Source organism: Planktothrix sp. FACHB-1365, from assembly GCF_014697575.1.
GTDB lineage: Bacteria > Cyanobacteriota > Cyanobacteriia > Cyanobacteriales > Microcoleaceae > Planktothrix.
Genome location: NZ_JACJSC010000007.1, coordinates 1 through 26,329, shown reverse-complemented (window position 1 = coordinate 26,329; position 26,329 = coordinate 1). Strand labels below are relative to the sequence as shown.

Here is a 26,329-nt window from a genome sequence, read left to right as displayed (position 1 = left end):
TTAAGCTGTTAAAATTTGTTGTTTATGAGCAATTAAAATCGGTATCTTTTGACTAATATTTGTCAATTTACTTTCCATTTCAGGCGCATCTTGTAAGAGTTGATCTAAATTTGTCCGATCTTTTAAATCAGTTAAGATATTAAGAATTGCGATCGCTAAATTCTCATCAGCATCATCTAATAATTCTATCAGTTGTTGTAAAGCTTCTTTTGTACCTAAATAATATATTGCTCCTAATACTTCTGCTTTTATTTTGATACTTTTCTCAAAGTATTGAAGATAAATTTTGAGTTTTGGTAAAATTAAATCACTCCCTAAAAGACCGATAGAATTTGCAGCATAGGCGCGAACAGCTTCATCTTCGTCTAGTTTTAATAATGATTTTTCTAATGTTTCTATTGCTTCGGGTTCTCCCAGTTCTCCCAATGCTTCTGCGGCTGACGCACGAACTAAAGCAGAAGGATCGTTAATTAATTTATCTTTAATTTGAGTAATAGCCTCAATATATTGCAATGCTCCCAAAGCTTCAATTACATCAGACCTAACAATTTCTTCAGGATCATTCAGTCTATCCATTAAGGCTGAACCCACTGTTTTAACCTGATCAATTCCCAGATAACCTAATGCGTAAGCTGCACTAGAACGAATTGCGGTTTCTGGAGAGTTTAATAAGGGTAGAATATCCGGTACAGCTTCATAAACTTCGTCATCAACTAACTTTAGTAATGCTTCAGCTTGTCTGGTTCCATTCCCGGATCTCAAATCTTCTAAACTATTTGTTATATAGATTGATTGATCAAACATTTGTATCGACCTAAATATAGATAATAGTGCCTCTAGCAATCTATGATTAGAGTCAGCACATCCCAAAAATCGAGTATGCTTAAACTCTATTTTGGGTTGTTTTAATTCTTTGAATTCTGTTGAAATCGTTTTGTTGTCTAGCTTTTATCATCAGTTCTTCTAGTGCTTTACACATAGTTATTCCTTCTTGATTCATCAGTTGTCTAGCTTCTTCTAAAATTCCTGTATCTGCAACATTACCTTCCGAGGTCATTGGATTAATCCCATTAAAATTTACTCTCTAATGGTAACATATTGTCGTAGGGGCGAGGCGCGCCTCGCCCCTACAATAAACTGGTTTTAATAATGATTTAAACCCGCTATATAAATTGAAGAATTTTAAAATTTGATATAAAGTTTAAACATAAAAAAATCTATTAAACCTCACTCAAACACTCTTGAAAATATTGTCGATATAATTCACAACTGGGAATCACTTGATTTCCATGAATATGAACTAACCCCATACTTTTTAATTTAAAGGCTTTGACTTGTTCTATTTTTACAGGGTGAGTTGTGGTGATAATTTGTTGATAAGTGGTAACTAAATCAGGATCTTGCTGAAGTAACCATAACTGTTCATGGAGGTGATCGCTATAAATTCCCATATCGGTATTTGCTTGTTCTAACAACTCTGGAAGAGGAATATTTCGACGCACACAATGATCAAAAGCTAGTCGCACTAAATAAGGAAATCCGCCAACAAATTCTGTAAGTTTTTTTAATTCTTGCTCGGTTAAGGTTAATCCATACCTTCGAGATAAAATTTTAACTTGATCAAGATTAAAAGGATATAAATCAATCCCCAAACCGACATTAAAGGGAGATTTATTAGTGTCTAACGGTATATAAATATCAGTGGAATAAACAATCACAAATCTTAGTTTTTGCCAATTACTAATATCCCGTGTTTCTTCATGCCAAGATCGCAATAAAGCTAAGATATCACGAGCTAAAGACGGATATTCAAATAATTGATTAACTTCATCCATTGCTAATACAATAGGTTGCTGAATTTTCTCTAATAAATATCCTTGGAAATAGAGAGAGCTACTGACTAATGCTCCTACATCTTCATCCCAAAATTCATCAATTTCCGATTCTAATCCTAACTGTTGAGTCACATTGGCACACAACCAACGTAAGAATTTTTCTGTTGAGGTAAAAACTAAACTACTCGCCAGATGAAGACTTAAACGAATCGGGTGATAATTTTGCTGTTGAGCATAATCTAAAATTCGAGCCATTAAAGAAGTTTTTCCCATCTTTCGAGGGGCTTTAATTCGCAGTAATGCCCCTTGATTTTTAATTTCGAGATAACACATTGGTTCACTGGAGGAACGCTCAATATAAAATATAGAATTAAGCGGAACCTGGCCTTCTGGAGATTCTAAAGAAATGGGTTTAGGTAAAACCAGTTCTGGAAAAACGTTAGGGATAATTTTAGTTCCTAATTCCCGGTCTAATAAACAGCGACAATTTGCTTTAGTCACTTTTTCGCCCACCAAGTCCGATAAGAGTTGCCAAAGGTGAGGGGCAACCCCATTTTTTAAATAACTCGGAGAATAACCATTCTCTTCAGCTATTTGATCGTAGGTTTTTTTTGTTTCTAATAAGGCTTCTGTTAAAATTATTTTTTGGATATAACTTAGGGGATTTTTACCTTTTGCTATGACTAAAGCTTCAGTTAATCCTAAAAGTTCCTCAAGACTTTTGACCATGATTAACCTCTATGTCCCTAGACTGACTCACTAGATCATCAGATCTGGGTATTTTAATGATCTTGACAATAGAAGACCTATTTTAATCATCTATCTCAATTCTAAACAAAAACTAACTTTTTGTATAGAGGTTAAGTTTAATCAATTGCTGACTCAAGAATTGATTGTTAAAGGGGTTAATCTGTTGGCTTTTCGGGTCAATTTATTGTCCCTTATTCATCTGTGATATATCCCTGGGTATGGAGAATAAAAACCTTGTGAAAAGTTTTTATCCCCCTGAGTCGATTCTAGCACTAAACCTGGATATTTTTCGTGGATATTACAGGTTTAAACTAGACTACACTGTACGGACTAAATCGATAGTTTTTTGGGGTTGTGGACGTTTATTCAGGAGTTGCATTTTAATCCCTCCTTTGGGTGCTAAAGTTACCCCTCGACGGACTGCTTTTACAGGTTTTTTTTCCAACAAATTCAACTCATAATTTAACAAAATTGTAGCTAATACTAGCTTCATTTCATATTGAGCTAAAGCCATCCCTAAACATAAACGACTACCTCCTCCAAAGGGAAGAAATTCATAGGGAGAAAACTTACGTTCCAAAAAGCGTTCCGGTTTAAATTGATCCGCTTGCGGATATAAATCTTCTCGGCGATGGGTTAAATAAATACAACCCACCACTGGAGTTTTTGGGGGTAATTGATAACCCATCAAATCTACTGATTCTTTATTGGTGCGTGCAAATGTTAACATCCCAACGGGATAAATTCGTAAGGTTTCCTGACAAACGGCCGTTAAATAAGGTAAACGAAAAATTTCCATTCCATCAGCATCCCGCGACAAACTATTTAACTCTGACATTAATTTTTCATACACTTCTGGCTGATGATGAATCCAATATAATGCCCAAGCCATTGCTGTAGCAGTGGTTTCATGTCCGGCAAATAATAATGTTAATAACTCATCTCGTAATTCTTGATCCGTCATCGCGTTACCTTCTTCATCCCGTGCAGCCAGCATTAAATTGAGCATATCTTTTCGAGATTCATCCGGGTTTTCACGACGCTCCCGAATTTCTGTATATAATAACTCGTCAATTTGTTGGCGTTGTTTTAAGAAATGTCCCCAAGGACTCCAAGTGCCAAAATCTTGTTGTAAAATTGGAAAGAATAAAAAACTGGAACTCAAGGGAGATTTAAAAACGTCTAACATTCCTGACAATAGCTGTTTCAACTGACTATATCGTTCTCCTGTATATACCCCAAAAACCACTCTTAGAATTACATCTAAGGAAATTTCTTGCATTGTTTCTCTAGCAATAAAAGCTTGTCCTTCGGATAGTTGACCGATGACTTTTTGGGTAATATCCGTGATTAATTCCCCATAGTCTCGCATTCTTTCCCCATGAAAGGATGGCATTAATAATTTCCGTTCTCGTTTGTGGCGATCGCCCTCTAATATAAAAATAGAGTTATCTCCCGTTAAAGGGGCTAAAATTTTATTCACCGAACCTGGAGCTTCAAAGATATCATCTGTTAAAACTTTTTGAATACCTTGGGGATCACTAACAAAAATCCAAGGAGTGTTTGCACCGAGAATATAATTGGTAAAAATATCCCCATATTCTCGAACGTGGGTATCCATATAATCAAGGGGGTCAGCAATCCAATATCCTTTTTCTAGGAAAGCAGGACGTTGAGATGCCGGGGGGAGTTGGGTATTCATAATCAAAGTTTCAGTTTGTTCAAATTAAGTTAGAGTTTCTTATATGGTAACGATATGCAAAGAATTTGCAACCCCGTTTACATCCTCCCATGACACTGCAATAACAGACTGATTTTTTACCTATTTATTGAAATCAATGATTTTAATTTATCTCCCCTGTTGAAAAATATAATCATTTTTAGCGACAACCAATTGTAAAATAAATCTTAATTCAAAAAATTAGAATGACCGAAAAGGGATTAAACATGACAGCAACAACAATACCCGAATTTTGTCAAGGAATTCAATATTTTAGCGAGAGTTTCCCCGAATTTGACAGCTATGGTAAAACTCCAATTATTGCTGAAAATAGTGTAGCGATTTCTGATCCCCATGATGCCACAGCCGCTTATCAAACCTTACTTTATGCCGATGCTCTGCGTTATTTAACTCTACAAATCACCGCCAGTAAAGCCTCTGGACACCCTGGAGGATTTGCCTCTAGTGTAGAAGCTTATGCGGCTTTAGTGATGCTCGGTCATAAAAATATTATGACGGAAGTGGGACACCATGCTCCTGGGTTTTATAGTGCGGTATTCTTAGATCGTTCCCTAGAAGATATGGGGATTTTCACCGTTCAACAATTGCGCGATCGCTTCCGCGAAAAACATGGACTTCTCGGCCACCTTTCCGGCTATATTCCGGGTTTGCTGAATCCTGCTGGGCCATTAGGTCAGGGACAACATTTTGCCATGGCTGGGGCGTTGTTACACCGAAATGTCCTATTTCCGTTCACTCTCGGCGATGGCGGCATGGGCGAACCCTACCCCATGAGTAGCATGATGCACTTCCACACCGCCTATCCTAACGTGACCAATTTCTTGCCTGTGTTGGTGTGGAACGGTTACAGCCAAGAGCATCATAGCATGGTTTCGACAAAAACCAATGAAGAAATGATTGCTTACTGGAAAGGTAACGGATTTTCAGAAGTGATTTTAGTCGATGCTAAAGAGTTTGATGACCAAAATCAACCCGGTGATTATGTTGATAGTACCGCCTTTTCTATTCAAAAACGGATTGAATTTACCCAAGCCATTTTAGTAGCAATGGATAAAGCTGCAAAATCGGCTTTAGGGGGTCAATTAACCGTGTTTATTATTAAACAATTGAAAGGGGCAGGGGTTCACGCTCGCGGTGCAAAATCTCATAATCTTTATCCAGGGGATACTTTAGATAGTCCCCACATTGTTAATGCTTTAAAAGAACGAGCGTTACCTGTGGCAGCTTGGGAATTAGTCCGAACCAATTTAGAACGCTCTAGTGGTGGCCCTGCGGCTAAAACCGTTGTCACGGAGTTTGATTACCATTTACCTGATTTAGGTAAATTACCCCTAGAAGAATATCCGGTTGGCGGTGATCCCAAAGTTGCAACAACGGCAATGGGGTCATTAGTCGTTTATGTTGGGCAAAAAGATCCCCATTTTATTGTTACCAATGCCGATGGTAATGCCGCTTCTGGAATTAACAATATTAACCAGGGATTAAAAATTATTCACCCAACAACGGATAATACTTATTTTCAACAACCCCAAGGGCAAGTTTATGAACCCTTAAGCGAGGATGCTTGTGCCGGGTTAGCGGTAGGATTATCCTTATTAGGGGCGAGAACTTTATGGTGTTCCTATGAATCTTTTGCCATTAACGGAGTTCCGATTTTACAAACAGTAGCCCAAGCCATGGCTGAGTTACGGCGTGCTACCCCCTCAACGGTTTGTTTATTCACCGCCGGAGCCTTAGAACAGGGTCGCAATGGCTGGACACACCAACGGCCGGAAATTGAAGCCTATTTCGCGGCAATGATGCGGAGTGGTAACGTTTTCCCGGTGTTTCCTCCTGATGCTAATAGCATTCAAGTGTGCTATGATTGGGCTTTAACGACCAAAAATAAGAGCATTATTATCACCGCCAGTAAGTCCCCCTTACCCATCCGCACGACATTTGAACAAACTCGCCAAGGGTTAAAAGATGGGGCTGTGGTGTTACAGGAAGTTGCTGGGGATAAAACCGTTGTGTTTGCAGTAATTGGGGATATGACCTTAATTCCAGTGTTTGAAGCGGCGGCATTTTTGGAAACAGAAGGAATTGGGGTGCGAATTGTTTCTATTATTAATCCCCGGCGTTTATATCGTTCTCATGATGTTTTATCCGAGACTTGTTCTGAACCCGATAACGATTTTATTAGTGATGAAACCTTTAATCAACTGTTTGCTGGAGATGCGTTAATTGGGGTAACAGGGGGTTCAAGTTTGATGTTAGAACCGATTATGTTACGCAGCAATTCTAAGCGGGATACTTTTGCTTGGAAACGGGGCGAAACTACCGCCAGTGCAGGGGAATTAATGGCGTTTAATGGTATTACTTCAGAAGCGTTGACGAAACGAGCCATTGAGTTGATTCATTAGTGAATCCTTGTAGAGACGTTGAATTCAACGTCTCTACCCGTTAATTGAGGAGATATGATATATAATTTAAGAATGCAACCCTGATGCCAATTGCAATCCCTATCCTTTAGACGAATAAATTATGTCTAACAAACTTCAGTTCTTTAGAGAAAAAATGGCTGCTTTTGAAGCTAATACTGATCCTCAGAAAGCCATTGCTAGAGGTTATTACGTCAATCAACCTCAAAAGTCATTAGCTGATACTTTAGCGAATCGAATTGCTCTGCGTCCGGCTTCTACCCATCTTTTAGCAGGAGGAATTGGTTCGGGAAAAACGACTCAATTGTTAGTTGCAAAAGATAAAATTAACGAAATAGGAGATACCTATGCTCACTATATTGATGTCAGTTTATATACAGATTTAACAGTCATTTCATCTAAAGTATTAATTGCGATCGCAGGTTCAGTTCTAGCCGAACTAACAAAAGATACCAAAAATCCTAATATAGAAATTAATAGAAATTTTATAATTAAGCGAGCATTTGGTCATAGAGAAATTATTGATCCTTATGATTATTATCAGGAAAATAATGAAGATGAGATAGTAGTAGAACGTCAAGGTATTATCCCAGTTAAATCCAAAGAATTATCTGATGTAAAAACGTTTATAAATGCGGTTGATCAAGTTACTGAAGAAGCAAAATCTATCTATGGAAATCTAGTTTTATTATTTGATGGTTTAGATAGATTAAATGATGCTCAAACATTTTCCCAAATTGTGACAACAGATGTTCAAGTTATTTCTGATATGGGGATAGGAGTTGTTCTCGTTGAGCCTCTTTTAGCAACCTATAGCTCCTATCAACCTACTATCCTAGAATCCATTAACTATTTTTACCATCAACCCTGCTTTGATGTCAAAAATGATCCTGAAAATTACGAATTCTTTAAAAATATTCTTTATAGTCGTTCTTCTGAAGATTTTATAGAAGAAGTAGCTTTAAAGGAATTAATTCAATATTCGGGGGGTGTTTTGCGCGATTTAATCAACTTAACACAAGCCTCGATTGAAGAATCTTATTTAGCATCAAATAGTATGAGATTAGAAGTAGATGATGTTAGAAATGCTGTTCGTTCAATGGGGAAACAAAAATTATATGGAATTTCCAAAGATGACCTTAAATATTTAATGATAGCCTCACACTCGGAAAATTTTATTCCCACAACAGATGAACAAATTAAACTATTAGTGACTCAGCGTATTTTAGAATATCAGTACCCGGAAAAACGCTATGCTGTGCATCCGACAATTTTACCGCTTTTGCATCCATCCTTAGTTTAGGATATTTTAAATGATTACATCCATATCCCTTGATGAAATTTTACAGCGAATTTCTACTTATCCCCAGAGTAATATTTGGTTAGCGATTGTAGCCAATAATTCTGAGCATCAAGAACTAATTCAAGATTTAGAAGAAATTCTTAGTATTTTTACAGGTTACAACGTTGTAGCGATTTCTGGTCAGGTGGGAATTAAGCAACTCAATCATCAAATTCAAAATGTTTCAGAAGAATTTATAATCATTTTTGGATTAGAAGATTGGAATCAAGAGGACTGGTATAATTTTGATTATTTTAGAAGTCGGTTAAATCAAGAAAAACACGGAGGAGTTCTGATTGTTTCTCCCGATTCAGCTAAAATGATGTTAACCTATGCTCCTAATTTTGTGAGTTGGCTAGGTTCTAGGATCTATAGTTTTCAAGCCGGAGTAGAACTTTTAACAGATGAGGAACGAGAAAAAAGATTAGAATCACTGCGAGAATGGTCAGGATTATCCGATATTGAAATTATTACAAAAGCTGAAAAAAATCAGTTACCTTCTGATCCTGAATATGGTGAATGGCTTCTTCTTTTAAACCGGGAGGATTTAATTGGACAGTAACAACAACTGGGAAAACATTTGTGATCAAGTTCAGCACCGAATTGGGGAAGCTACACCCAAAAATGTAAATAGTGCTAAAAAATTACGGACAGAAATTTTTAAATGTTTAACTCAAGCTCATGATGAAGGAATTTTACTAACTAAGCACCATGAAATTCGTAAACTTTTAAAGTTAGTAAAGTCCCAAGGAACTGGACAGAACAAAATTTTTGAGATCACAGGAGGAGGAGGCGAAGGAGGAAAACGAAATTTTAAGCGATGTAAAGAAATTCCCCATTTTGAACGGTTTGATCAATGTTGGTTTGATTTTTTGATTTTAATTGATGAAAATAAAAAGCCATCAGAAGTTCTTATGTTTGATTTTGAGATTAGGTTTCCCGAAAATTATGATCCAGCAAAATTTTTGAGATTTGATCTCAATTCACCCAATCATAATAATGAAGAACGAGGAATGCGCTTTCATGTCCATCCCAGTAGTGATGATTTTATGATTCATAGTCCTCCTATGACACCTTTAGAGATTTTACATTTATTCCTGTATGGCTTACAAATTCCAGATAAACGCCGTTCTTCTTAACTTTAACGGGAGTTTGATATTATAGTTATCTTGTTCTGTCTGGATAGATGTAATATTTGAGATGGTAAACCTCCCCATAATAAAGCTGATATCCAGACATTAACATCAAGAACAACTTTCATGATTTACCCCACAATTCTTTTCTAACTTCTTTGACTATTTCACTAATTTCTTCTAAACTCGGTTGATTAGGATCGGGTTCTGCTTCATCAATCCGTTGAAACAACTCATCTAAGCTTAACTTTTTCTGAGTTTTTGTCAGTTTAATTTCATTTTCTGTAATTGATATTTCATATTCCGTTAAAGGTTGCAGTTGTTGTAAAATTTCTGTGGGAATTTCTAATTTTCCTTCAGAAGTTACTTTAGCAATGAGTTTCGTTGTCATGTTTTTCTCCTGAGTTGTTCCTGTGATGATTTGAAGAAAATAATGATCAGATTAAGCTTAGGTTTGGGCCTAGCTTACCCTACAATTATAGCAATAGTTTTTCTGCGATCGCCCTAATTACCAACCCGGAATTAAGGAGAGTCTTGATTAACCCACAATTCTCCATTTTCGTGATTCAGTTCATTTTGTAAGATTTTATTATAAATTTCGGGTAGGTCACTGGTAATCATGTTATCTTCAATTCCATAGCCTAAACTTGTCCAGGTTCCTGATAATAATTTCAACACTTCATCGAGTCTATCTTCGCGCAATAATTGAGAAATATTGACTCCCCAGAATTTATCATCTAATAACCAACGATAAACGACTGTATCTTGATATTGGGGTTCAAAACTATAGGGAAGCCAAAACCAAAATTGAGCAGGTTTAGGATGGTAGTGTTCGGCTTTTTCATCCCAAGTTGTTTTTAACATTTGATAGCGTCCGGCTGCGGTGCTACATTTGCCTTTATTCGGGCCTGTCACAATCTTAATACACTCATCGGGATGGCGATGCAAATCCCAGACATATTTGCCCCCATATAAAACATAATAGGGGTCAGAGTAACTGGATTCACTGGCGGAAATTGTTCGCATCAACGCGCGAATATAGGGGTCACCACCGCGCATCACTAACGGTGGCCATTGTTCTTCCACCTGTTGATCAATTAAGGGGTGAAATTCAGATTTTCCTTGACAACTTCTTACTCCAATAAAGGTTAAAATAAACAGCAGCAAAACGCTCCAAAATAGTCGCTTTCGACGACGAAGTTGGTCTTTTCTTCGAGATATTCCCATTAGTTCAATACACTAGCAAAAAGTTGTTCAAAAGATTTTTGATTAGCCTCTGAATTTGCTACAATTTCAACAATTTTATTTCGAGAATTATCCAAAAATAAGGCTTCTACACAAACTTGAGCGACTTTAGTTCGGGGAATACTTCCCTCAAACAATGTATCAGCAGACTGCATCACAATGTTGTTATTATTATCATCATTTTTTAAACCGCCTGGACGCACAATCGTATAAGTTAAACCGCTTTTTTGCAGATATTCCTCCGCTTGTTTTTTCCACACCAAAATTAACCAAAATAAATTTAAGGGGTGAAAAAATTGGGAAACACATAGAGAAGTCACTAAAACAAAGTGTTCAATTCCCTGAGCTTTGGCGACATCGACTAAATTTTTTGTTCCTTGATAATCGACTTGATAAGGCCCGGTGGGATCAAAACTCGGTCTTGCACCTGTGGCACACAACACAACCGTACAATCACGGATAGCTGTGGCTAAACTGTCAGGTTTTAAGACATCTCCCGTCACCAGTTCAACCGTTGGGGGTAAAATTTGTTGCGCCGTTTCAATATCCCGAACCAAAGCCTTTACGGGAATTTCCCGCTTGAGTAATTCAGCGACAATTCGCCGTCCTGTTTCTCCCGTTGCACCCGCGACAAATGCTTTCATGTGATCAAAGGTTTCTAAGTAGGGGTTAAGTTGTGCAAACAACATCAAAATTTATAAAGTTAAGATAGGCTAGATTGGATTTATTATTGGATTGATGCCCATTTACCAATTGTCTGCACATATCTTCCTGTTTTAACCAAGTTTCCGCTTGGGAAAGGGGTGAGGTTAATCTTCAGATTTCTCGAAATCTAACGCCGCAGAATTCATACAATAACGTTGTCCAGTAGGTTTAGGCCCATCCTCAAAAACATGACCTAAATGGGCATCACAAGCCGCACAAAGAACTTCAGTTCGACGCATGAAGAAACTAACATCACTTTTTAAACTAATATTATCTTCTTTGAGCGGTTGCCAAAAACTCGGCCATCCGGTTCCTGAATCAAATTTTGTCTCCGAACTAAATAACTCTGTGCCACAACAAACGCATTTATAAATACCCTTTTCTTTATTATTATGGTATTTTCCAGTAAATGCGCGTTCCGTGCCTTTTTTGCGAGTTACATGGAACTGTTCATCGGTTAATTGTTGTTTCCATTCAGCATCCGTTTTTTTGATTTTTTCTACCATAAAACCTCTAGGAAAAATGGGGTGATTGATACAGGGTTGGGTTTCGCCTCAACCCAACAAACTAGGATTAAAATTAGAATTAGTTACGAGTTAACCATTTTTGTGCATTCAGACGTTGAACAACTCCAAACACTAATAAATCGAGGGTAATCTTTCGTTCATCGACTAAAAATGATTCAATCGTAGAAGGTTTATTCCCATTTAAAGCACAGGTAAATAGCTTTTGAGATTTGATATCTTCATTGGGAAAATAGAGATTAAACTGTCGCTTTCCCGCTTGCCATTTACCAACTACTTGCCAACAATCTTCATTAATTCCTAACCCCGAAGGCAATTTTTCTTTAGCAAATTTCAGGTCTAAATCCTCAACGCCTTGACTATTTAATGCTTTTTGTAAGGCGGGAATATAGTCTTGTTGGATAAACTCTGGAAAGGGTTTATCTTCTAAAGCAGGTGCTTTGGGTTTCTTCTCGGCAGGTTTTTTCGCTTCTGTTTCTGGGGCGGTGGTTTCAGCCTTGGGTTTTGTTTCCTCAGACATAGAGACTTCCTTCTGTTAATGTCAACAACAATTCACGGCAATATTGAAAATATTTTAACGGATCACAGATCACAATGCAGGGGTGGGAAAACCCTACCCCTAAATTTTTACTCTATCCCGGATTAAATTTCTGCGACGGCCCGTTCAATTAAACGACGGGCTAAGGTTTGAGTTCCTGTATGGGTATAATAGTTAGTGGTCATGTCCAAAAATGCAGCGACATAATCTAACTTATCATTGGTAATATCAACAAACCCTTGCAGATTTTTAACTACTTTTTCGGGGGTTAAATCATGTTGAGAAACAAAATCTCCCATCCAACCCTTGACCGAATCAAAACTTCCTTGAATAAATTGTAATTTCCCTTCAGAAGTTTTCCCAGGAATGACATCATTAATCCGTTTAAAGCCTTCATTTTGTTCTAATTCTTTCGGGGTTAAGTTTCCAATAGTGGATAACGCCGAACTAATAAAATCTGGCCCTAACGGAATTAAACCATCCAAACAAACTAACGCTGTCATCCGCATTAAAGATTCGCCACTATAATCTCCTAATGCCGCTAAAAAATCCCCAATACTATCGCCGGGAATTCCATTAATTAAACAAAATCCTACTAATTCTGCCACTAATTTCAAGGATAAATCAATGGCTTGGGCTTTATTGGCTTTAGGCGTTAAATGATTTAAAAATCCTAAAAAGCTAACATTTTCTCCAATTTTATTGGCTAACGCTGCTGTTCCTAAAGCGGTTCCAGCACTATCAATGGTTTGATATAACCACAATGCTTTTTGATAGCCTTCCTTTTTATCATTATACAGCCATAAGGCCCGTTCGCTGACTTGTTGAATCAGGGCGGGATCATTTTCTCCTGTAACCGTGCGAACGGTATTTTCAAACCCAACTAAATTATTCCATTGACCGGGAATTACAAAGTCTAACCCGCGTAAAACCATGACGGTAACGCCACCTGTGGGTAATTCATCCACTAATTGAGTAATCGTTTTGCTCACAATCCTTCTCCTCAAAAACTATTGTAAAAAACTCAATTTATCGAATTTATCGATATTATTTTAGTCGGGATAATCCACTTAAATCAAATTTTTCAATCCATTCTTCTCGGTCATCAGCATCAAAAGAATCTGAACGAGATTGAACTTTAACTTGATAGCGGTTAGAGACTAAAATAGCAGTGGTAGTTGTGCCTTGAGTCACCGCCGGAAAGCCCTCAATGGTTTTGCTACTGCTTTTAAATTTTGTAGCCGCGCTAGGATTATTAGCAACATCATTAATCGAAAGCATTGCTACATTTTGTCCATTTTCATTCAATTTTGCTTCAGCAAAACCCGTTTTTTCTTGAGTAAAAACCACTTTATACTCATCTTCACTTTTTGGGAAAAATTTATTAAAACTTCCCCCCGAAACGGGTTTCTGTGCAACAGCAGGTTGCGCTGGACTACTAACAGATTGATTCCCCTGCGGTGGCGCGGAAGTTGTTCCCGCACAAGCGGATACAAATAACGACATTGCCAAAGTTAAGGCAATTAAAACTTTAGGAAATCGTTTTAAATTCATAGGTTCAGTTAGACAGAAGGTAAAAATAACCCATTATTTCCTCAATCTTGAGGAAAATAACCGCTATTCTCCCTAGTATACGCTTTTTACACAGATCGAGAAGCCAGAAGTTCTATAAAGTTGATTGCATCAAGGATTGAAGATAGTTATACCACCGGACAGCCAGAGAAATTTCAGTAAAAGGAATTTGGACAATTTTAGCAGAATCTTTGAATCTAAATTCTAACGCGATCGCTTTTCCTTTCTCCGGGGGAATATTGGGGTCAATAGCTTGATTATCCACGAATAATCCTAGAGACCCCACTTCGTTGAGGGAAAAGGTTTGTAAATTAATTGGCCCTTTGCGGGTGGGTTTTCCCCAGGTTAAGTCTGCTTCCTTTAACCCCAAGACTGCATAAATATCATATTTAGCTTTATCAAAATTTGTCGCCCAGGCTTGATAAGCTTCAAGTTTTTGGTATTCATTCCAACCCGACCACGCTAAACCGATAAACACCGCCAGTAGGGGAAGCCACAATAAACCACGTTCCATTGCAATTTTTACTCCGTATAAATTTATTTTCTATGATCCTTTATTTTGAGAACAGTAGATAGAATAGAAACACGATTGTATAACAGGGAACAGCACCCAAGAAACCGGGTTTTTTCCCTTTGTCGGTTGTCCACAAGATTTAGTTTCACCAAACCCGGTTTCTGGAAAGTGTCAACCTCTCATCAACCCCAAGCGTTGAAAAACGATGAAAAAATTTTTCCTCTTCTGCTTATTTTTAATTGGCTTAGGCTGGGCAATTTCTAACTTTTCGGGTCTAGCAAATCAAGGCAGTTATGACAGTATTGTCCTTGACTTTCGAGAATCGTTAGGAGAAGAACAAATTGCAAACCAAGTTCGGTCACTTGCTGAACAATATCAAATTGTTCCCTATCTCAATAGTGAATTTTCCCAGGAAGATCACGTTTATGTTGTTCGCGGGGATGAAAAACTACTGAAATCCTTGAGAAAATCCCTAGGAAAGCAAACGGAATTTATAGAACCCAACTACATTTATCGGGCTGATGAAATTCCAGGGAAAAATGCCCAAGCCGCGATTATTTATCATACAGCCAATACCATTCCTAATGATCCATTATACGGTCAACAATGGAATTTTCGCAGTATTAATATTGAAGGGGCTTGGAATGAAACCCAAGGAGAAGGAATTACCGTTGCCGTTATTGATACTGGAGTCAGTCGGGTTCCTGATTTAGAACAAACCCAATTTGTGGAAGGCTATGATTTTGTCAACGATAAAATAGAAGCCTTTGATGATAACGGACATGGAACCCATGTTGCTGGAACAATTGCCCAATCCACTAATAATAATTATGGCGTAACTGGAATTGCTTACAGAGCCAAAATTATGCCCTTAAAAGTCTTAAGTGCAGGGGGGGGTGGAACCATTTCAGATATTGCAGAAGCGATTAAATTTGCGGCTGACCATGGCGCTGATGTAATTAATTTAAGTTTAGGCGGAAGTGGCGAAAGTGGGTTAATGCAAGAAGCCATTGATTATGCCTATTCTAAAAGAATTGTCATTGTTGGTGCTGCGGGAAATGCAGGGCAAAATTCCGCCGGATATCCAGCCCGTTATCCCAAAGTTTTGGGTGTTGCTGCTTTAGATGCGGCTGGAAATAAAACTCCCTATTCTAACTTTGGGGCTGGTGTTGATATTGCCGCCCCCGGAGGATTAATTGAAGGAGAAAATGAAGTCGGAGGAATCTTACAAAATACCATTGACCCGACCACGGGTGAAGCTGTATTTGCCGCCTTTCAAGGAACCAGTATGGCGGCGCCTCATGTGGCTGGGGTAGCAGCATTAATTAAAGCCAGTGGCGTTATCGAACCCGACCAAGTTGTTAACCTTCTCAAAGAATCTGCCCGAAAAGTTCCAGAAGACCCTTTAAATCATTTTGGGGCTGGTCATTTAGATGCAACAAATGCCGTACAAATGGCATTAAAAGGACAAATTACCTTCCGCGATTTCTTCCGGTGGTTACGGGATAATGGCTATCTCAATCCTCGGTTTTGGGTTGATGGTGGAGCAGTGGCATTATTGCCTAAATTAGCGATGGTTTTAGGTTCCTATTTATTAGCTTGGTTTCTGCGAAATTATTTCCCCTTCCAATGGGGTTGGTCATTAACGGGAGGATTAATTGCGGGAAGTAGTGGTTTATTTTTCCTGCGAGGTTTCTATATCTTTGATTTACCTCAATGGCCGATGCGAATTATGGGCAGTTCTGTACCGGAATTAGGCTCTGCAATTCAAGGAAATGCTGTATTAAATCCCATTTTTGCCAGTGTACTGATTCCCGCCATTTTGATTGTATTATTGCTTGGGCATCCCCAATGGAAGTGGATTGCAATTGGACTGACGATTGGAACCGCGAGTTGTTTAGGAATTAATGCGATAGTGTCTCCTGCTGTTTGGGGATTAGGAACAGGCTGGGTTGCTCAACTGTTCCTGATTCTCAACGCTTTGTTATGTTTTGGTTTAGCTCGTTTAGCCATTAAAACTCAAGTGAAAACCGTATGACTATTACAGTAACAGGCACTATTGAACGCAAAGGATTTGGTTTTGGAACCTGGGCATTAGTCAGCGATAACAAAACCTATGAATTACACAATCCTCCTTCAGATTTGCAAAAAGCAGGGTTAAAAGTTACGGTTCAAGGTCAGGTTCGAGATGATGTCATGACCTTAGCAATGATTGGCCCGGTTTTACAAATCGACTCTTTTGAAACTGCTTAATTTCTGATTGATTTTAAGCGTGGGGGTGGGTTGATTCAGGAATTTTGTAAGTCACAAATTCTCTAACATAACCCGCCCCAAAACTTAATTATTTAAAATCTCGTCTGGTTAAACCTGTAGACCGAATTTGAACTTGACAACGTAAAGGAGAGGTTGTAAAATCACAATGATAATAACCTAGTAAATCTCCTTGTAGATTACAAACTCGTAAATTATAACCATAGCTTCGAGTCACATTAGCAAATCGATTCACAAATACATATTGCCCTAAATATCGTTCTGCATTCCAATTTTCTCGCTCTACAACTAATGTTACCGGGGAATCTAAATAAAGATTAGGGGAAAGTTGAATAACGCTATTTTCAATATACCAAGTTTGCAGAACTTTACCTCCATAAAGGTGTTGTGCTAACCAAAGACTGGGAATACTCGGTTCAGTTTGAGATAGAGGAGGAAAGGGTAAAACCGCATCTTCTGAAAAACAGGGTTTAGGCGGTTTATTCAGGTCAGGGGATACAGAATCTTCTTCGGGTAATGGTAATGTTTGCGATCGCACTGGAACAATTAAACTATTAAAAATCAAGATAAAAGCAATAAAAATTTTAGCCGTTTTATTAATTGAATTCATAAATTAAAATAGGATAATATATATAGCAAGTCTAAAACGTTAATTATTTCTCCTCTTCATCTCCTCCTGCTTCCCCTTGTCCCCTCCTCCTCCTATTCCCACAATCTTCTCCCTTCCGTCCCTTTCAGACGTTCATGGGTATCTTTTAATAAAGTGGGAATGTCTAATTGTTCAGGACAACGAGGTAAACAGTCGCCACAATCATTACAACGATTAGCTTTACGACCGGGAAACCAATGACCTGCATTTTCAAACATTCGATAGCGATATTTTCCAAAGTCGGTCATATCATAAGCAACTGCTAAATTTCTTAACCGTAACACTTCGGGAATATTAATCTGTTCAGGACAGGGTAAACATTGATAACATTGACTGCATAAATCGGTTCCTAATTTTCCTATTTTTTGAGTTTCTAATTGTTGAAAAATAGCAATTTCTTCTAAAGTTAATTGACCATCTTGATCAGCCACTTTTAAAGGTTCATCTAATTCATCAGGAGTAGATGCACCTAAACTTAAGGTGGTAATGCGGGAATCACTTAATAAAAAACGATAACTTAACGTTAACGGAGAAACCGGGTGACAGAGCGTTTTTAAGGTTTCCGAAGGCGTATAAAGTTGTCCGCCTTTATCCCCAGGAGAAATAATAAAAATCCCCATATCTTTTTCAAAGGCTAACTCAATGGCGGGAGCATTTCGTTGAAAAAAATAATAATAATGGAGATTGACAAATTGAAATAAATCTGTATTGATAGCAGCTAAAATCACCTCAAGGGGAGCATGAGTTGAAAACCCTAAATAATGAACTCGACCATCTGCGATCGCTTTTTCAACTCCCGATAATCCTTGCAGGGTTTGTTCGAGGTGTTCGGCGGTATTAATACCATGAATAGCCAGACAGTCGAGGTAATCTAAATTCAAACGTTTTAGAGATTGATCAATCTGTTGTTCTAATTGATCTGGGTTGGGTGTCGGCGAGATTTTAGTCGTAATATAAAGTTGCGATCGCTCAATGGATAAACCCGCTAATATAGCTTTCCCTAAAAAAGATTCACTTTGACCATAACCTTGAGCCGTTTCAATATGATTAATCCCCAGAGAAATAGCCCGTTGTATTGTTAAATAGGCATTTTCTGGGGATGCTAAATACCGCATTGTACCCAAGGAAAATACAGAAAGATCTAGGTTTGTTTTGCCAAACCGCCGATAACGCATTGTTAATTTTTAATTGTTAACTGTTGGCTGTGTCTTTCCCTACCCCCCCATATTCCTGTTATTGCATTTCATCGGTTTTATTCAGTTCTGAACGTTTGATTAAATCCGAAGGACTCAAGTTAGATACAAAGTCTCGAAACGCTCGTCGTTCAGCTTCATCGGCGTCCCTATCGACCGGAATAGAAGCATCTGCAATCACTTCTTCCATCACCCAAATCGGGCTATCGGTGCGTAAAGCAATAGAAATCGCATCACTGGGACGAGCATCAATTTCCTTTCTAATTTCCCCTTGACGAACAATTAATACAGCATAAAACGTGCTATCTTGCAAGGAGTGAATGACAATCTTCTCCAAAGTCATATCCCAAGTTTCGAGAAGATTTACAAATAAATCATGGGTTAGAGGTCGGGGTGGTTTGTGATTTTCTAAAGCGCCGAGGATGGACTTTGCTTGATCTTGACCTACATAAATTGGTAAAGCACGTCTTTCAACCGCATCCCGCAGTAAAATAATAGGGCTGCGTGTAGCGGCGTCGAGTGCAATTCCAGCGACTTTCATTTCAATCATTGGTTTAGCCTTAGCCTCTCTATCAAATACTCTCGACAAACTCAGTGGTTAAGCTTTTTGACACACCAGACCACCTCCATTCCAGTATGCCTTGATTTTTGTCAGAATCGACATAGGATTTTAGGGTGTGTTGTCTGTTGTCTGTTGTCAGTCAGGGGAATCGGCAATGGCTAATAGCTCATGGACAATACCGTAACTCACCATTGCAAGAGTCCCTCAACCCTTAAAAGTCAACCCTCAACCGTCAACAAAGATGTTTACAGGACTCATTCAAGCTCTCGGAACCCTCGAACATAAAGGACAAGATCAGTTTCAGATTAGTTGCGTTTTAGGGGATGTAGACTTAATTTTAAAGGATTTAGCCATTGGGGATAGTGTGGCAGTGGATGGGGTTTGCTTAACAGTGGTAGACCTTCAGAATAAAGGGTTTGTGGCAACGGCGTCTCCTGAAACCTTGTCTCGGACGAAATTGGGACAGAGTTTAGAGGGTTATTTTAACTTAGAAACGTCTCTAAGAGCCGGAAGTAAGTTAGGGGGACACTTTGTTACAGGTCATGTCGATGGGGTCGGGTGTCTCCAGTCCGTTATTCCGACAGCAACCTCTTGGGAAATGCGATTTTCGGCTCCTGCGAGTGCTTCAACCCTTTGGCAACGTCAAATTGCGCCTTATATTGTCCCAAAAGGCAGTATTGCCGTCAATGGCATTAGTTTAACGATTTCCGATTGTGATGTTGAGGGTCGTTGGTTTCAAGTGGCTGTTATTCCACATAGTTATCAAGAAACGAATTTACGCTATTTACAACCGGGAAGTTGGGTGAATATTGAAGCGGATATTTTAGGAAAATATGTTGGGAAATTTCTGCAAAGTTACCTCAAAGGAAATTTGAGTTCTGTTGAAAGTTATAATAATATTCCAGCGATTTCCACCTTAGAGGAGATTACCCCAGAGTTTTTAGCAGAACATGGGTTTAGTTAAGGATTGACTGATAACTGATAACTGATGACTGATAACTGATAACTGAAAAAAAGGATAAAATACGATGACAGTAAATAGAATTATTCAACTATTGAGAACAGGTCAACCTAACGAAACGGTTACGGTTCAAGGTTGGGTTAGAACCAAACGGGAATTAAAAGAATTTACCTTTGTGGAAGTTAATGATGGTTCTGCTTTGGCAAATTTGCAAGTGGTATTAAATCCTGATTTATCCGACTATGAGAATATTTTAAAACAACTGAATACGGGTACATCAGTTGAAATTTCTGGGGTATTAGTCGAGTCTCCGGCGAAGGGTCAACGCATTGAATTAAAAGCCTCTGAGGTTAAAATTTATGGGGATGCGGATGCAGAAACCTATCCGTTACAGAAAAAACGTCATTCCTTTGAATTTTTACGCACTATCGGACATTTACGAGCGCGAACTAATACTTTAGGGGCGGTTTTTCGGGTTAGAAATGCTTGTGCTGCTGCGGTGCATAAATTCTTCCAAGAACGGGGTTTTTTATGGGTTCATACCCCTATTATTACCTCCAGTGATTGTGAAGGGGCGGGAGAAATGTTTAGTGTGACTAATTTTAAATTAAAGGATATTCCCCTAACAGAATCTCAACAGGTTGATTATAGTCAAGATTTCTTTGGAAAGCCTGCTTATTTAACCGTTAGTGGGCAATTAGAAGCAGAAATTATGGCGATGGCGTTTGGAAATGTTTATACGTTTGGCCCTACTTTTCGGGCGGAAAATTCTAATACCTCTCGTCATTTAGCTGAATTTTGGATGATAGAACCAGAAATGGCATTCTGTGATTTAGAAGGAGATATGGATTTAGCAGAAGCCTTTCTCAAACATATCTTTAAATCCGTATTAGAACAATGTCCTGAAGATATGGAATTTTTTAACGAACGGATTGATAAATCGGTCTTAGAAACGGCTCATAATATTATTAATAATGAGTTTGGACGGATTACTTATACTGAAGCGATCGCTCTTTTAGAAAAAACCGATAAAAAATTTGAGTATCCCGTCAGTTGGGGCTTAGATTTACAATCAGAACATGAACGTTATTTAGCGGAAGAATACTTTAAAAAGCCGGTGATTGTTACGGACTATCCCAAAGAAATAAAAGCCTTTTATATGCGTTTAAATGAGGATGGAAAAACCGTTAGAGCTATGGATGTTTTAGCTCCTAAAATTGGAGAAATTGTCGGAGGTTCCCAACGGGAAGAACGGTTAGATTTATTAGAAAACCGCATGAAAACGTTAGGGATAAACCCGGAGGAATTATGGTGGTATTTGGAATTACGAAAATATGGAACCGTCCCCCATGCGGGATTCGGATTAGGATTTGATCGCGTGGTACAATTTATGACGGGGATGGGTAATATTCGAGATGTGATACCTTTCCCCAGAGCGCCTCAAACCATTGAATTTTAAGTCAGTTATTAGTTATCAGTTATCAGTTATCAGTTATCAGTTAATAGTTATTAGCGTCTAATCAAGATTAAAAATTACGATTTTTTGAGTCTTGCTTATTTATGATTAATAGCTGATTTCCGTTTTTTTGGAATTCATAATTAACGGTTTTAATCGTAGTTAGATAGCCTTTTGTTTCTAATTCTTGAATTATCGGTTGCAGGAAAGGAGAGGGTTCTCCTGATACTTTTAATAACGGGAAAATTCTGACTTGTTGAGCGACTCGACATAACTCTAAAATAGCGTTTAGATGAAAATCTTCTGAAAAATGATCTGAATAAGTAAATAAAAAATGACTACATAATGCTAAATCAAATTGCTGAGAATTAAAAGGAAGTTGGGGTAATTCTGCGATGAGATAACGTCCTTGTGGCTTTCCTATGGGAAAATCGGCTAAAAATTGTTTCATCGCCGCCATTCTAATTTCTCCCAATTGTTCAGGAGAAGAAATATAATCCCAAATATAATCCTGAGAACTGGCTTTTACTCCGTCTATAACCGTTCTATAGGTATCTTGAATGCGTTGGGAAATATCAGCCGCCGAAAATTGATAAAGAGGGTCACAAGAAATAATAGAATAACCCTGTTTTGTCATTTCAACATTAAAACTAGCCGGGCCAGACGCACAATCTAAAATCGATTGTTTTAAATCATCGGACGTTAAATCAAACATCCTGATATATTCGCTGAAACTGCGACCCCAAGGAATCACCGTATTGAGTTGAAGTCCCATTGCAACAATAATCCCACGCTAATAGGCTGAGTATAGCGTGGGAAAAGTCATGAAAAATTGCTATAGCCAAAAAACGTTAAACCAACAGGAGCATATTGTCTCTTGGGATGAGGGAAATTAGGTTGAGCGTTTAAGCCACTTCATCAGAAAGACCTGAAACCATCTCTTTGAAGGCTTTACCCGCCGAGAAGACAGGAACCGTTGTCGCCGGAATGGTCATCGGTTCTCCAGTGCTGGGGTTACGACCTTCACGAGCTTTGCGTTCTCTGGCTTCAAATGACCCAAAACCCACCAAAGTCACTTTTTCCCCATCAGCCACGGCTTCCATAATAGAATCACAAATGGCTGAAATGATTAAATCAGCTTGCTTTTTAGTGACACCCGCTTTAATGGCTGTCGCTTGAACGAGTTGTTCTTTATTCATCTGATGTGAACCTCCTGAATTGTGTGAGCAAGTCTGCAAATATTAAGGCTGATGGCAGTTCTAGCACAACCTCATCAGCAGTTGGCAAATCTAAACCTCCTAATAGCCCTCAACCCGCAGTGAAATTCTGTGTCTCGGTTCTCCATTGGCTTTGCCAGTCGATTATGGGGAGTGAATCAATTCCTTTTGGACTTATCCCCACCCATGAATTCAGGGGCTTGTATCCTCTGGAATTTGCTGACTCCGACAAAACACTAATTTACCGCCTTTTCAGAGATTAACATTGATTTGAGGGAGTTGTAACGCGGTGGGATGAAATTCTTCAGATGGTTGGCCATTAGCTGTTGGCTGTTGAGTGTTGATCGTTAAAATTCTTAATTCTTAATTCTGATTTACCAATTTTGGCTTTTGGGTTTGTGACAATGGGGAAGACCCTAGACTTGGGAAGATGGAATATGACGGCTGAAGAACTTTTGATGGCTTATGCGGCTGGAAAGCGGGATTTTCGAGATACAGACCTGTTTCGGGCGGATTTTAATAATGCTGACCTGAGTGGGTCGAGTTTATTTCGATGTAACCTGTTTCGGGCTAATTTATTTCGCGCTAATTTGATTGGGGTGAGTTTATACAACGCCAATCTCATTGGTGCTAACCTCTATTGTGCCAATTTAAGTGGCGCTAACCTCAGTGGGGCCAACTTGACACGGGCTGATTTAACGGGTGCGGACTTGAGTGGGGCGGACTTAAGTGGGGCGGACTTGAGTGGAGCCACTTTATCCTTGGCTAATTTGAGTTATGCTGATCTCAGTCGAGCAACTTTATTAAAAGCGGATTTAGTGGAAGCCAATTTAAGGCATAGCACTCTCAAAGGGGTTAATTTAAAAGAAGCTAACCTGACGGATGCTATTGTTGAAAATGCTAATTTTTCAGATGCGATTAATATGGCTTTGGATTTAGTCAGTTCACTGAAACAGCAAGGGGCAATTTTATGGGAATCTTCAAAGGATCTCACAAATATTAACCATTAACGATTTAATTTTATAACAAAGGGGAAAAAACTATTTTTCAGTTTTTCCCTTTTTCTTCAGGCTAAACTATTATTTTTTACGGCTTATGGCTCCCTCAAAACGTCAATCTCAGGATCAAACAAACTCTGGTAAAAACCGGATAGTTTATTCGGAGTTTGGGGAATCTGCAAACTCCCCGGCTTTAGAACGTGCCCTTCCTGAACTTCCCCCTAATCAACAAAACTTGAAAGTTCAAGCCACTCGTTCAGGACGGAAGGGAAAAACGGTGACGGTAATTAGTGGATTTCAAACCAAACCGGAAACATTAGAAGGGTTAGTTAAACAGTTAAAAACCCAATGCGGAGCAGGGGGAACGGTTAAAGAAAATACGATTGAAATTCAAGGGGATCACCGTCAAAAAGTGTTAGAACTTCTGATAAAATTAGGATATAAAGCTAAACTGAGTGGAGGATAAATTAGTAACATTTTGAGGCTTGAAATTCCAGTTCATGAAACCTTTCAAAGTACAATTCAAGGCGAAGGATATTGGGCGGGAACCCCGGTGGATTTTATTCGTTTAGCTGGGTGTCCGGTGGGTTGTCCTTGGTGTGATACGGGCTATGCCGATGGGGGGATAAATTTACCCCGTCAAGTTCGATCTTTTCAGGATTTAATTACAGAATTGCGATCGCCTAGAGTCGTGATTTCTGGGGGAGAACCGTTTATTTATGCTCAACTTCCAGCTTTAATCAATACCATTGAAGCGACGGGAAGACGGGTTTCTATTGAAACATCCGGTTCCTTTTGGCAAGAGATTTCTGATTCTGTTTGGGTAACATTAAGTCCGAAACATCATGTTAGTCCGAAATATCCGGTTGTACCGTTAATGTGGAAACGAGCCTCAGAAATTAAATTAGTCATTGAAACAGGAACAGAATTAGAATTTTATGCGGAATATTTAGAACTTAATCCTCAAATTCCTGTGTTTTTACAACCCGAATGGTCTCAACGCCATCGGACTTTGCCTTTAGTTTTAGACTTATTAAAACAATTGCCTCACTATCGATTATCCGTGCAACTTCATAAATATTTGAATGTTCCTTAAAAACTAAAAAACCCCACCTGATTCTTCAGGCGGGGTCTTTGATTAACGATCTAAACCGTAATTAGAGACCAAGTTAAACCTTAGTCTAAAGTAGGCATAGAAAGTACAGCTTCCGATTTCCGGTCAATACCTTTCTCAAAGCCAGCCACCGCAGCACGAGCGCGACCTGCGTGCCATAAGTGACCAACTAAGAAGAAGAAGCCCATAATGAAGTGGAAACCAGCCAACCAAGCACGGGGGTTAACATAGTTAAACCCTTGAGCTTCAGTAATGATCCCACCCACAGAGTTAATAGAACCGTTAGGAGCGTGAGTCATGTACTCAGAAGCACGGCGAATTTGCCAAGGTTGGATATCGTTTCTCAGCTTATTCAGGTCAAGACCGTTGGGGCCACGCAGAGGCTCTAACCAAGGGCCACGGAAATCCCAGAAGCGCATGGTTTCACCACCGAAGATGATTTCACCGGTCGGAGAACGCATCAGGTATTTACCCAGACCTGTCGGGCCTTGAGCGGAACCGATATTGGCACCGAGTTTTTGGTCACGGACTAAGAACACAAAGGACTGAGCTTGAGAAGATTCAGCGTTTGTGGGGCCGTAGAATTCGCTAGGATAAGCGGTGTTATTGAACCAAACATAAGAAGCGGCGATAAAGCCCATCAGGGACAGAGCGCCTAAGCTGTAGGACAGATAAGCTTCTCCAGACCAGATGAAAGCGCGACGCGCCCAGCCAAACGGTTTGGTGAGGATGTGCCAGATGCCGCCCGAAATGCAGATCAGACCAATCCAAATATGACCACCGATGATGTCTTCCATGTTGTCAACACCGATGATCCAGCCTTCTCCACCGAAGGGAGCTTTGGTCAGATAGCCAAAGATCGCCCCTGGGTTGAGGGTAGGATTGGTAATGATGCGAACATCACCACCACCGGGCGCCCAAGTGTCATAAACACCACCAAAGAACATGGCTTTGAACACCAACAGGAAAGCACCCAGACCTAACAAAATCAGGTGATACCCGATAATATTGGTCATTTGGTTTTTGTCTTTCCAGTCATAGCCAAAGAAAGAAGAATATTCTTCTAAAACTTCAGGGCCACGAACGGCATGATAAATCCCGCCTAAACCCAGAACCGCAGAGGAAATTAAGTGCAGAACCCCAATCACAAAATAGGGGAAGACATCAATCACTTCACCACCAGGGCCAACACCCCATCCGAGGGTTGCCATGTGGGGGATCAGGATCGCGCCTTGTTCATACATGGGCTTTTCAGGAATGAAGTGAGCCACTTCAAACAGGGTCATTGCCCCAGCCCAGAATACGATCAAACCAGCGTGAGCAACGTGAGCGCCCAGCAACTTACCAGACAAATTAATCAGACGAGCGTTACCCGCCCACCAAGCAAATCCTGTGGAATCTTGGTCACGGCCGCTGACATAAGAAGTATTAGAGAGCGTTACCACGCGGTAATACCTCCTCCGGGAAAATAAAGTTTTCGTGGGGTTGATCCGCAGGAGCCATCCAAGCCCGCAGACCTTCATTTAACAGAATGTTCTTGGTATAGAACGTTTCAAACTCAGGATCTTCAGCCGCCCGTAATTCTTGGG

General features: G+C 39.2%; 30 protein-coding genes and 1 pseudogene. 11 read left to right on the top strand and 20 right to left on the bottom strand.

Translation table 11 applies throughout. The features are described from left to right. From H6G57_RS10945 to H6G57_RS10930, 4 genes are all read right to left on the bottom strand, one after another. Positions 1-804 (bottom strand): HEAT repeat domain-containing protein, encoded by an 804-nt coding sequence (locus tag H6G57_RS10945; protein ID WP_190518508.1) that lies wholly within the window; start codon positions 802-804, stop codon positions 1-3. 79 nt (positions 805-883) lie between these two features. Next, a complete protein-coding gene (locus tag H6G57_RS10940; protein ID WP_190518506.1) occupies positions 884-1,057 on the bottom strand; it encodes a polymorphic toxin type 34 domain-containing protein in 174 nt (57 codons plus the stop codon). Between the two features lie 163 nt (positions 1,058-1,220). Further along, positions 1,221-2,564, bottom strand: coding sequence for an AAA-like domain-containing protein (locus tag H6G57_RS10935; protein WP_190518505.1), 1,344 nt, complete (start codon positions 2,562-2,564; stop codon positions 1,221-1,223). Positions 2,565-2,901: 337 nt separating this feature from the next. After that, positions 2,902-4,287, bottom strand: coding sequence for a cytochrome P450 (locus H6G57_RS10930; protein WP_190518503.1), 1,386 nt, complete (start codon positions 4,285-4,287; stop codon positions 2,902-2,904). 245 nt (positions 4,288-4,532) lie between these two features. Between H6G57_RS10930 and H6G57_RS10925 the strand changes: the two genes are divergently transcribed. The 4 genes from H6G57_RS10925 to H6G57_RS10910 all read left to right on the top strand — a co-directional run bounded on the left by H6G57_RS10925 (position 4,533) and on the right by H6G57_RS10910 (position 9,227). Continuing rightward, positions 4,533-6,728 (top strand): phosphoketolase, encoded by a 2,196-nt coding sequence (locus tag H6G57_RS10925; protein WP_190518749.1) that lies wholly within the window; start codon positions 4,533-4,535, stop codon positions 6,726-6,728. Positions 6,729-6,849: 121 nt separating this feature from the next. Next, positions 6,850-8,049 (top strand): hypothetical protein, encoded by a 1,200-nt coding sequence (locus tag H6G57_RS10920; protein WP_190518501.1) that lies wholly within the window; start codon positions 6,850-6,852, stop codon positions 8,047-8,049. Between the two features lie 10 nt (positions 8,050-8,059). Beyond that, positions 8,060-8,650, top strand: coding sequence for an ABC transporter permease (locus tag H6G57_RS10915; RefSeq protein WP_190518499.1), 591 nt, complete (start codon positions 8,060-8,062; stop codon positions 8,648-8,650). Further along, a complete protein-coding gene (locus tag H6G57_RS10910; RefSeq protein WP_190518498.1) occupies positions 8,640-9,227 on the top strand; it encodes a hypothetical protein in 588 nt (195 codons plus the stop codon). Before H6G57_RS10915 ends, H6G57_RS10910 begins: the two co-directional genes overlap by 11 nt. A gap of 2 nt (positions 9,228-9,229) precedes the next feature. Here H6G57_RS10910 and H6G57_RS10905 read toward each other — a convergent pair whose 3' ends face one another. From H6G57_RS10905 to H6G57_RS10865, 9 genes are all read right to left on the bottom strand, one after another. After that, positions 9,230-9,349, bottom strand: coding sequence for a putative toxin-antitoxin system toxin component, PIN family (locus tag H6G57_RS10905; RefSeq protein WP_190518496.1), 120 nt, complete (start codon positions 9,347-9,349; stop codon positions 9,230-9,232). Next, positions 9,346-9,612, bottom strand: coding sequence for a hypothetical protein (locus H6G57_RS10900; protein ID WP_190518494.1), 267 nt, complete (start codon positions 9,610-9,612; stop codon positions 9,346-9,348). The genes H6G57_RS10905 and H6G57_RS10900 overlap by 4 nt, the downstream gene beginning before the upstream one ends. A gap of 131 nt (positions 9,613-9,743) precedes the next feature. Then, complete coding sequence (locus tag H6G57_RS10895) at positions 9,744-10,448, bottom strand: glycoside hydrolase family protein (protein WP_190518493.1); 705 nt, start codon at positions 10,446-10,448, stop codon at positions 9,744-9,746. Continuing rightward, positions 10,448-11,110, bottom strand: coding sequence for an NAD(P)H-binding protein (locus tag H6G57_RS10890; protein WP_190518748.1), 663 nt, complete (start codon positions 11,108-11,110; stop codon positions 10,448-10,450). Before H6G57_RS10890 ends, H6G57_RS10895 begins: the two co-directional genes overlap by 1 nt. A gap of 165 nt (positions 11,111-11,275) precedes the next feature. Further along, complete coding sequence (gene msrB, locus H6G57_RS10885) at positions 11,276-11,677, bottom strand: peptide-methionine (R)-S-oxide reductase MsrB (RefSeq protein ID WP_072719855.1); 402 nt, start codon at positions 11,675-11,677, stop codon at positions 11,276-11,278. A 79-nt stretch (positions 11,678-11,756) separates the two neighbouring features. Then, positions 11,757-12,215: a DUF2996 domain-containing protein gene (locus H6G57_RS10880; protein WP_072719856.1), complete on the bottom strand. Its 459-nt coding sequence runs from the start codon at positions 12,213-12,215 to the stop codon at positions 11,757-11,759. A 122-nt stretch (positions 12,216-12,337) separates the two neighbouring features. Further along, complete coding sequence (locus H6G57_RS10875; protein ID WP_190518491.1) at positions 12,338-13,225, bottom strand: hypothetical protein; 888 nt, start codon at positions 13,223-13,225, stop codon at positions 12,338-12,340. A gap of 55 nt (positions 13,226-13,280) precedes the next feature. Beyond that, on the bottom strand, positions 13,281-13,787 hold the full coding sequence (locus H6G57_RS10870; protein ID WP_190518489.1) for a hypothetical protein: 507 nt from the start codon (positions 13,785-13,787) through the stop codon (positions 13,281-13,283). A gap of 112 nt (positions 13,788-13,899) precedes the next feature. Next, a complete protein-coding gene (locus tag H6G57_RS10865) occupies positions 13,900-14,319 on the bottom strand; it encodes a hypothetical protein (protein WP_190518487.1) in 420 nt (139 codons plus the stop codon). 205 nt (positions 14,320-14,524) lie between these two features. Here H6G57_RS10865 and H6G57_RS10860 point away from each other — a divergent pair, with 205 nt between their 5' ends. Continuing rightward, entirely contained in the window at positions 14,525-16,357 is a 1,833-nt protein-coding gene (locus H6G57_RS10860; protein WP_190518486.1) for a S8 family peptidase, read from the top strand. Continuing rightward, positions 16,354-16,572 (top strand): hypothetical protein, encoded by a 219-nt coding sequence (locus tag H6G57_RS10855; RefSeq protein WP_190518484.1) that lies wholly within the window; start codon positions 16,354-16,356, stop codon positions 16,570-16,572. The genes H6G57_RS10860 and H6G57_RS10855 overlap by 4 nt, the downstream gene beginning before the upstream one ends. An 88-nt stretch (positions 16,573-16,660) precedes the next feature. Here H6G57_RS10855 and H6G57_RS10850 read toward each other — a convergent pair whose 3' ends face one another. The 3 genes from H6G57_RS10850 to H6G57_RS10840 form a co-directional block, all read right to left on the bottom strand. Further along, on the bottom strand, positions 16,661-17,200 hold the full coding sequence (locus tag H6G57_RS10850) for a hypothetical protein (RefSeq protein ID WP_190518482.1): 540 nt from the start codon (positions 17,198-17,200) through the stop codon (positions 16,661-16,663). 92 nt (positions 17,201-17,292) lie between these two features. Continuing rightward, complete coding sequence (locus H6G57_RS10845; protein ID WP_190518480.1) at positions 17,293-18,414, bottom strand: aldo/keto reductase; 1,122 nt, start codon at positions 18,412-18,414, stop codon at positions 17,293-17,295. A 58-nt stretch (positions 18,415-18,472) separates the two neighbouring features. Continuing rightward, complete coding sequence (locus tag H6G57_RS10840; protein WP_072719862.1) at positions 18,473-18,982, bottom strand: bifunctional nuclease family protein; 510 nt, start codon at positions 18,980-18,982, stop codon at positions 18,473-18,475. 253 nt (positions 18,983-19,235) lie between these two features. Here H6G57_RS10840 and ribE point away from each other — a divergent pair, with 253 nt between their 5' ends. Both ribE and asnS read left to right on the top strand, forming a co-directional pair. Beyond that, on the top strand, positions 19,236-19,958 hold the full coding sequence (gene ribE, locus H6G57_RS10835; RefSeq protein WP_190518479.1) for a riboflavin synthase: 723 nt from the start codon (positions 19,236-19,238) through the stop codon (positions 19,956-19,958). 64 nt (positions 19,959-20,022) lie between these two features. Next, complete coding sequence (gene asnS / locus H6G57_RS10830; protein ID WP_190518477.1) at positions 20,023-21,414, top strand: asparagine--tRNA ligase; 1,392 nt, start codon at positions 20,023-20,025, stop codon at positions 21,412-21,414. Positions 21,415-21,481: 67 nt separating this feature from the next. Here the strand turns inward: asnS and H6G57_RS10825 are convergent, their stop codons facing one another. Beyond that, positions 21,482-22,186 (bottom strand): class I SAM-dependent methyltransferase, encoded by a 705-nt coding sequence (locus H6G57_RS10825; RefSeq protein WP_190518476.1) that lies wholly within the window; start codon positions 22,184-22,186, stop codon positions 21,482-21,484. Between the two features lie 130 nt (positions 22,187-22,316). After that, on the bottom strand, positions 22,317-22,610 hold the full coding sequence (locus tag H6G57_RS10820; protein WP_072719866.1) for an HU family DNA-binding protein: 294 nt from the start codon (positions 22,608-22,610) through the stop codon (positions 22,317-22,319). Between the two features lie 455 nt (positions 22,611-23,065). Between H6G57_RS10820 and H6G57_RS10815 the strand changes: the two genes are divergently transcribed. From H6G57_RS10815 to H6G57_RS10805, 3 genes are all read left to right on the top strand, one after another. Then, positions 23,066-23,638, top strand: a complete 573-nt coding sequence (locus H6G57_RS10815) for a pentapeptide repeat-containing protein (RefSeq protein ID WP_190518474.1) — start codon at positions 23,066-23,068, stop codon at positions 23,636-23,638. 85 nt (positions 23,639-23,723) lie between these two features. After that, positions 23,724-24,092 carry a translation initiation factor gene (locus H6G57_RS10810; RefSeq protein WP_190518473.1) on the top strand — a complete coding sequence of 123 codons (369 nt, stop codon included), beginning with the start codon at positions 23,724-23,726 and terminating at the stop codon, positions 24,090-24,092. Between the two features lie 12 nt (positions 24,093-24,104). Continuing rightward, positions 24,105-24,722, top strand: coding sequence for a radical SAM protein (locus H6G57_RS10805; RefSeq protein ID WP_199314195.1), 618 nt, complete (start codon positions 24,105-24,107; stop codon positions 24,720-24,722). 80 nt (positions 24,723-24,802) lie between these two features. Here the strand turns inward: H6G57_RS10805 and psbC are convergent, their stop codons facing one another. Next, on the bottom strand, positions 24,803-26,185 hold the full coding sequence (gene psbC, locus H6G57_RS10800) for a photosystem II reaction center protein CP43 (protein ID WP_190518471.1): 1,383 nt from the start codon (positions 26,183-26,185) through the stop codon (positions 24,803-24,805). Continuing rightward, positions 26,169-26,329: pseudogene (locus H6G57_RS10795) on the bottom strand (photosystem II D2 protein (photosystem q(a) protein)); the annotation flags it as partial. The pseudogene H6G57_RS10795 and the gene psbC, both read right to left, overlap by 17 nt.

Bases quoted from the DNA above. Each gene is read 5' to 3' on its own strand.
- H6G57_RS10945 (WP_190518508.1), bottom strand. From the start codon at position 804: ATGTTTGATCAATCAATCTATATAACAAATAGTTTAGAAGATTTGAGA.
- H6G57_RS10940 (WP_190518506.1), bottom strand. From the start codon at position 1,057: ATGACCTCGGAAGGTAATGTTGCAGATACAGGAATTTTAGAAGAAGCT.
- H6G57_RS10935 (WP_190518505.1), bottom strand. From the start codon at position 2,564: ATGGTCAAAAGTCTTGAGGAACTTTTAGGATTAACTGAAGCTTTAGTC.
- H6G57_RS10930 (WP_190518503.1), bottom strand. From the start codon at position 4,287: ATGAATACCCAACTCCCCCCGGCATCTCAACGTCCTGCTTTCCTAGAA.
- H6G57_RS10925 (WP_190518749.1), top strand. From the start codon at position 4,533: ATGACAGCAACAACAATACCCGAATTTTGTCAAGGAATTCAATATTTT.
- H6G57_RS10920 (WP_190518501.1), top strand. From the start codon at position 6,850: ATGTCTAACAAACTTCAGTTCTTTAGAGAAAAAATGGCTGCTTTTGAA.
- H6G57_RS10915 (WP_190518499.1), top strand. From the start codon at position 8,060: ATGATTACATCCATATCCCTTGATGAAATTTTACAGCGAATTTCTACT.
- H6G57_RS10905 (WP_190518496.1), bottom strand. From the start codon at position 9,349: ATGAAAGTTGTTCTTGATGTTAATGTCTGGATATCAGCTTTATTATGG.
- H6G57_RS10900 (WP_190518494.1), bottom strand. From the start codon at position 9,612: ATGACAACGAAACTCATTGCTAAAGTAACTTCTGAAGGAAAATTAGAA.
- H6G57_RS10895 (WP_190518493.1), bottom strand. From the start codon at position 10,448: ATGGGAATATCTCGAAGAAAAGACCAACTTCGTCGTCGAAAGCGACTA.
- H6G57_RS10890 (WP_190518748.1), bottom strand. From the start codon at position 11,110: ATGAAAGCATTTGTCGCGGGTGCAACGGGAGAAACAGGACGGCGAATT.
- msrB (WP_072719855.1), bottom strand. From the start codon at position 11,677: ATGGTAGAAAAAATCAAAAAAACGGATGCTGAATGGAAACAACAATTA.
- H6G57_RS10880 (WP_072719856.1), bottom strand. From the start codon at position 12,215: ATGTCTGAGGAAACAAAACCCAAGGCTGAAACCACCGCCCCAGAAACA.
- H6G57_RS10870 (WP_190518489.1), bottom strand. From the start codon at position 13,787: ATGAATTTAAAACGATTTCCTAAAGTTTTAATTGCCTTAACTTTGGCA.
- H6G57_RS10865 (WP_190518487.1), bottom strand. From the start codon at position 14,319: ATGGAACGTGGTTTATTGTGGCTTCCCCTACTGGCGGTGTTTATCGGT.
- H6G57_RS10860 (WP_190518486.1), top strand. From the start codon at position 14,525: ATGAAAAAATTTTTCCTCTTCTGCTTATTTTTAATTGGCTTAGGCTGG.
- H6G57_RS10855 (WP_190518484.1), top strand. From the start codon at position 16,354: ATGACTATTACAGTAACAGGCACTATTGAACGCAAAGGATTTGGTTTT.
- H6G57_RS10850 (WP_190518482.1), bottom strand. From the start codon at position 17,200: ATGAATTCAATTAATAAAACGGCTAAAATTTTTATTGCTTTTATCTTG.
- H6G57_RS10845 (WP_190518480.1), bottom strand. From the start codon at position 18,414: ATGCGTTATCGGCGGTTTGGCAAAACAAACCTAGATCTTTCTGTATTT.
- H6G57_RS10840 (WP_072719862.1), bottom strand. From the start codon at position 18,982: ATGATTGAAATGAAAGTCGCTGGAATTGCACTCGACGCCGCTACACGC.
- ribE (WP_190518479.1), top strand. From the start codon at position 19,236: ATGTTTACAGGACTCATTCAAGCTCTCGGAACCCTCGAACATAAAGGA.
- asnS (WP_190518477.1), top strand. From the start codon at position 20,023: ATGACAGTAAATAGAATTATTCAACTATTGAGAACAGGTCAACCTAAC.
- H6G57_RS10825 (WP_190518476.1), bottom strand. From the start codon at position 22,186: ATGGGACTTCAACTCAATACGGTGATTCCTTGGGGTCGCAGTTTCAGC.
- H6G57_RS10820 (WP_072719866.1), bottom strand. From the start codon at position 22,610: ATGAATAAAGAACAACTCGTTCAAGCGACAGCCATTAAAGCGGGTGTC.
- H6G57_RS10815 (WP_190518474.1), top strand. From the start codon at position 23,066: ATGACGGCTGAAGAACTTTTGATGGCTTATGCGGCTGGAAAGCGGGAT.
- H6G57_RS10810 (WP_190518473.1), top strand. From the start codon at position 23,724: ATGGCTCCCTCAAAACGTCAATCTCAGGATCAAACAAACTCTGGTAAA.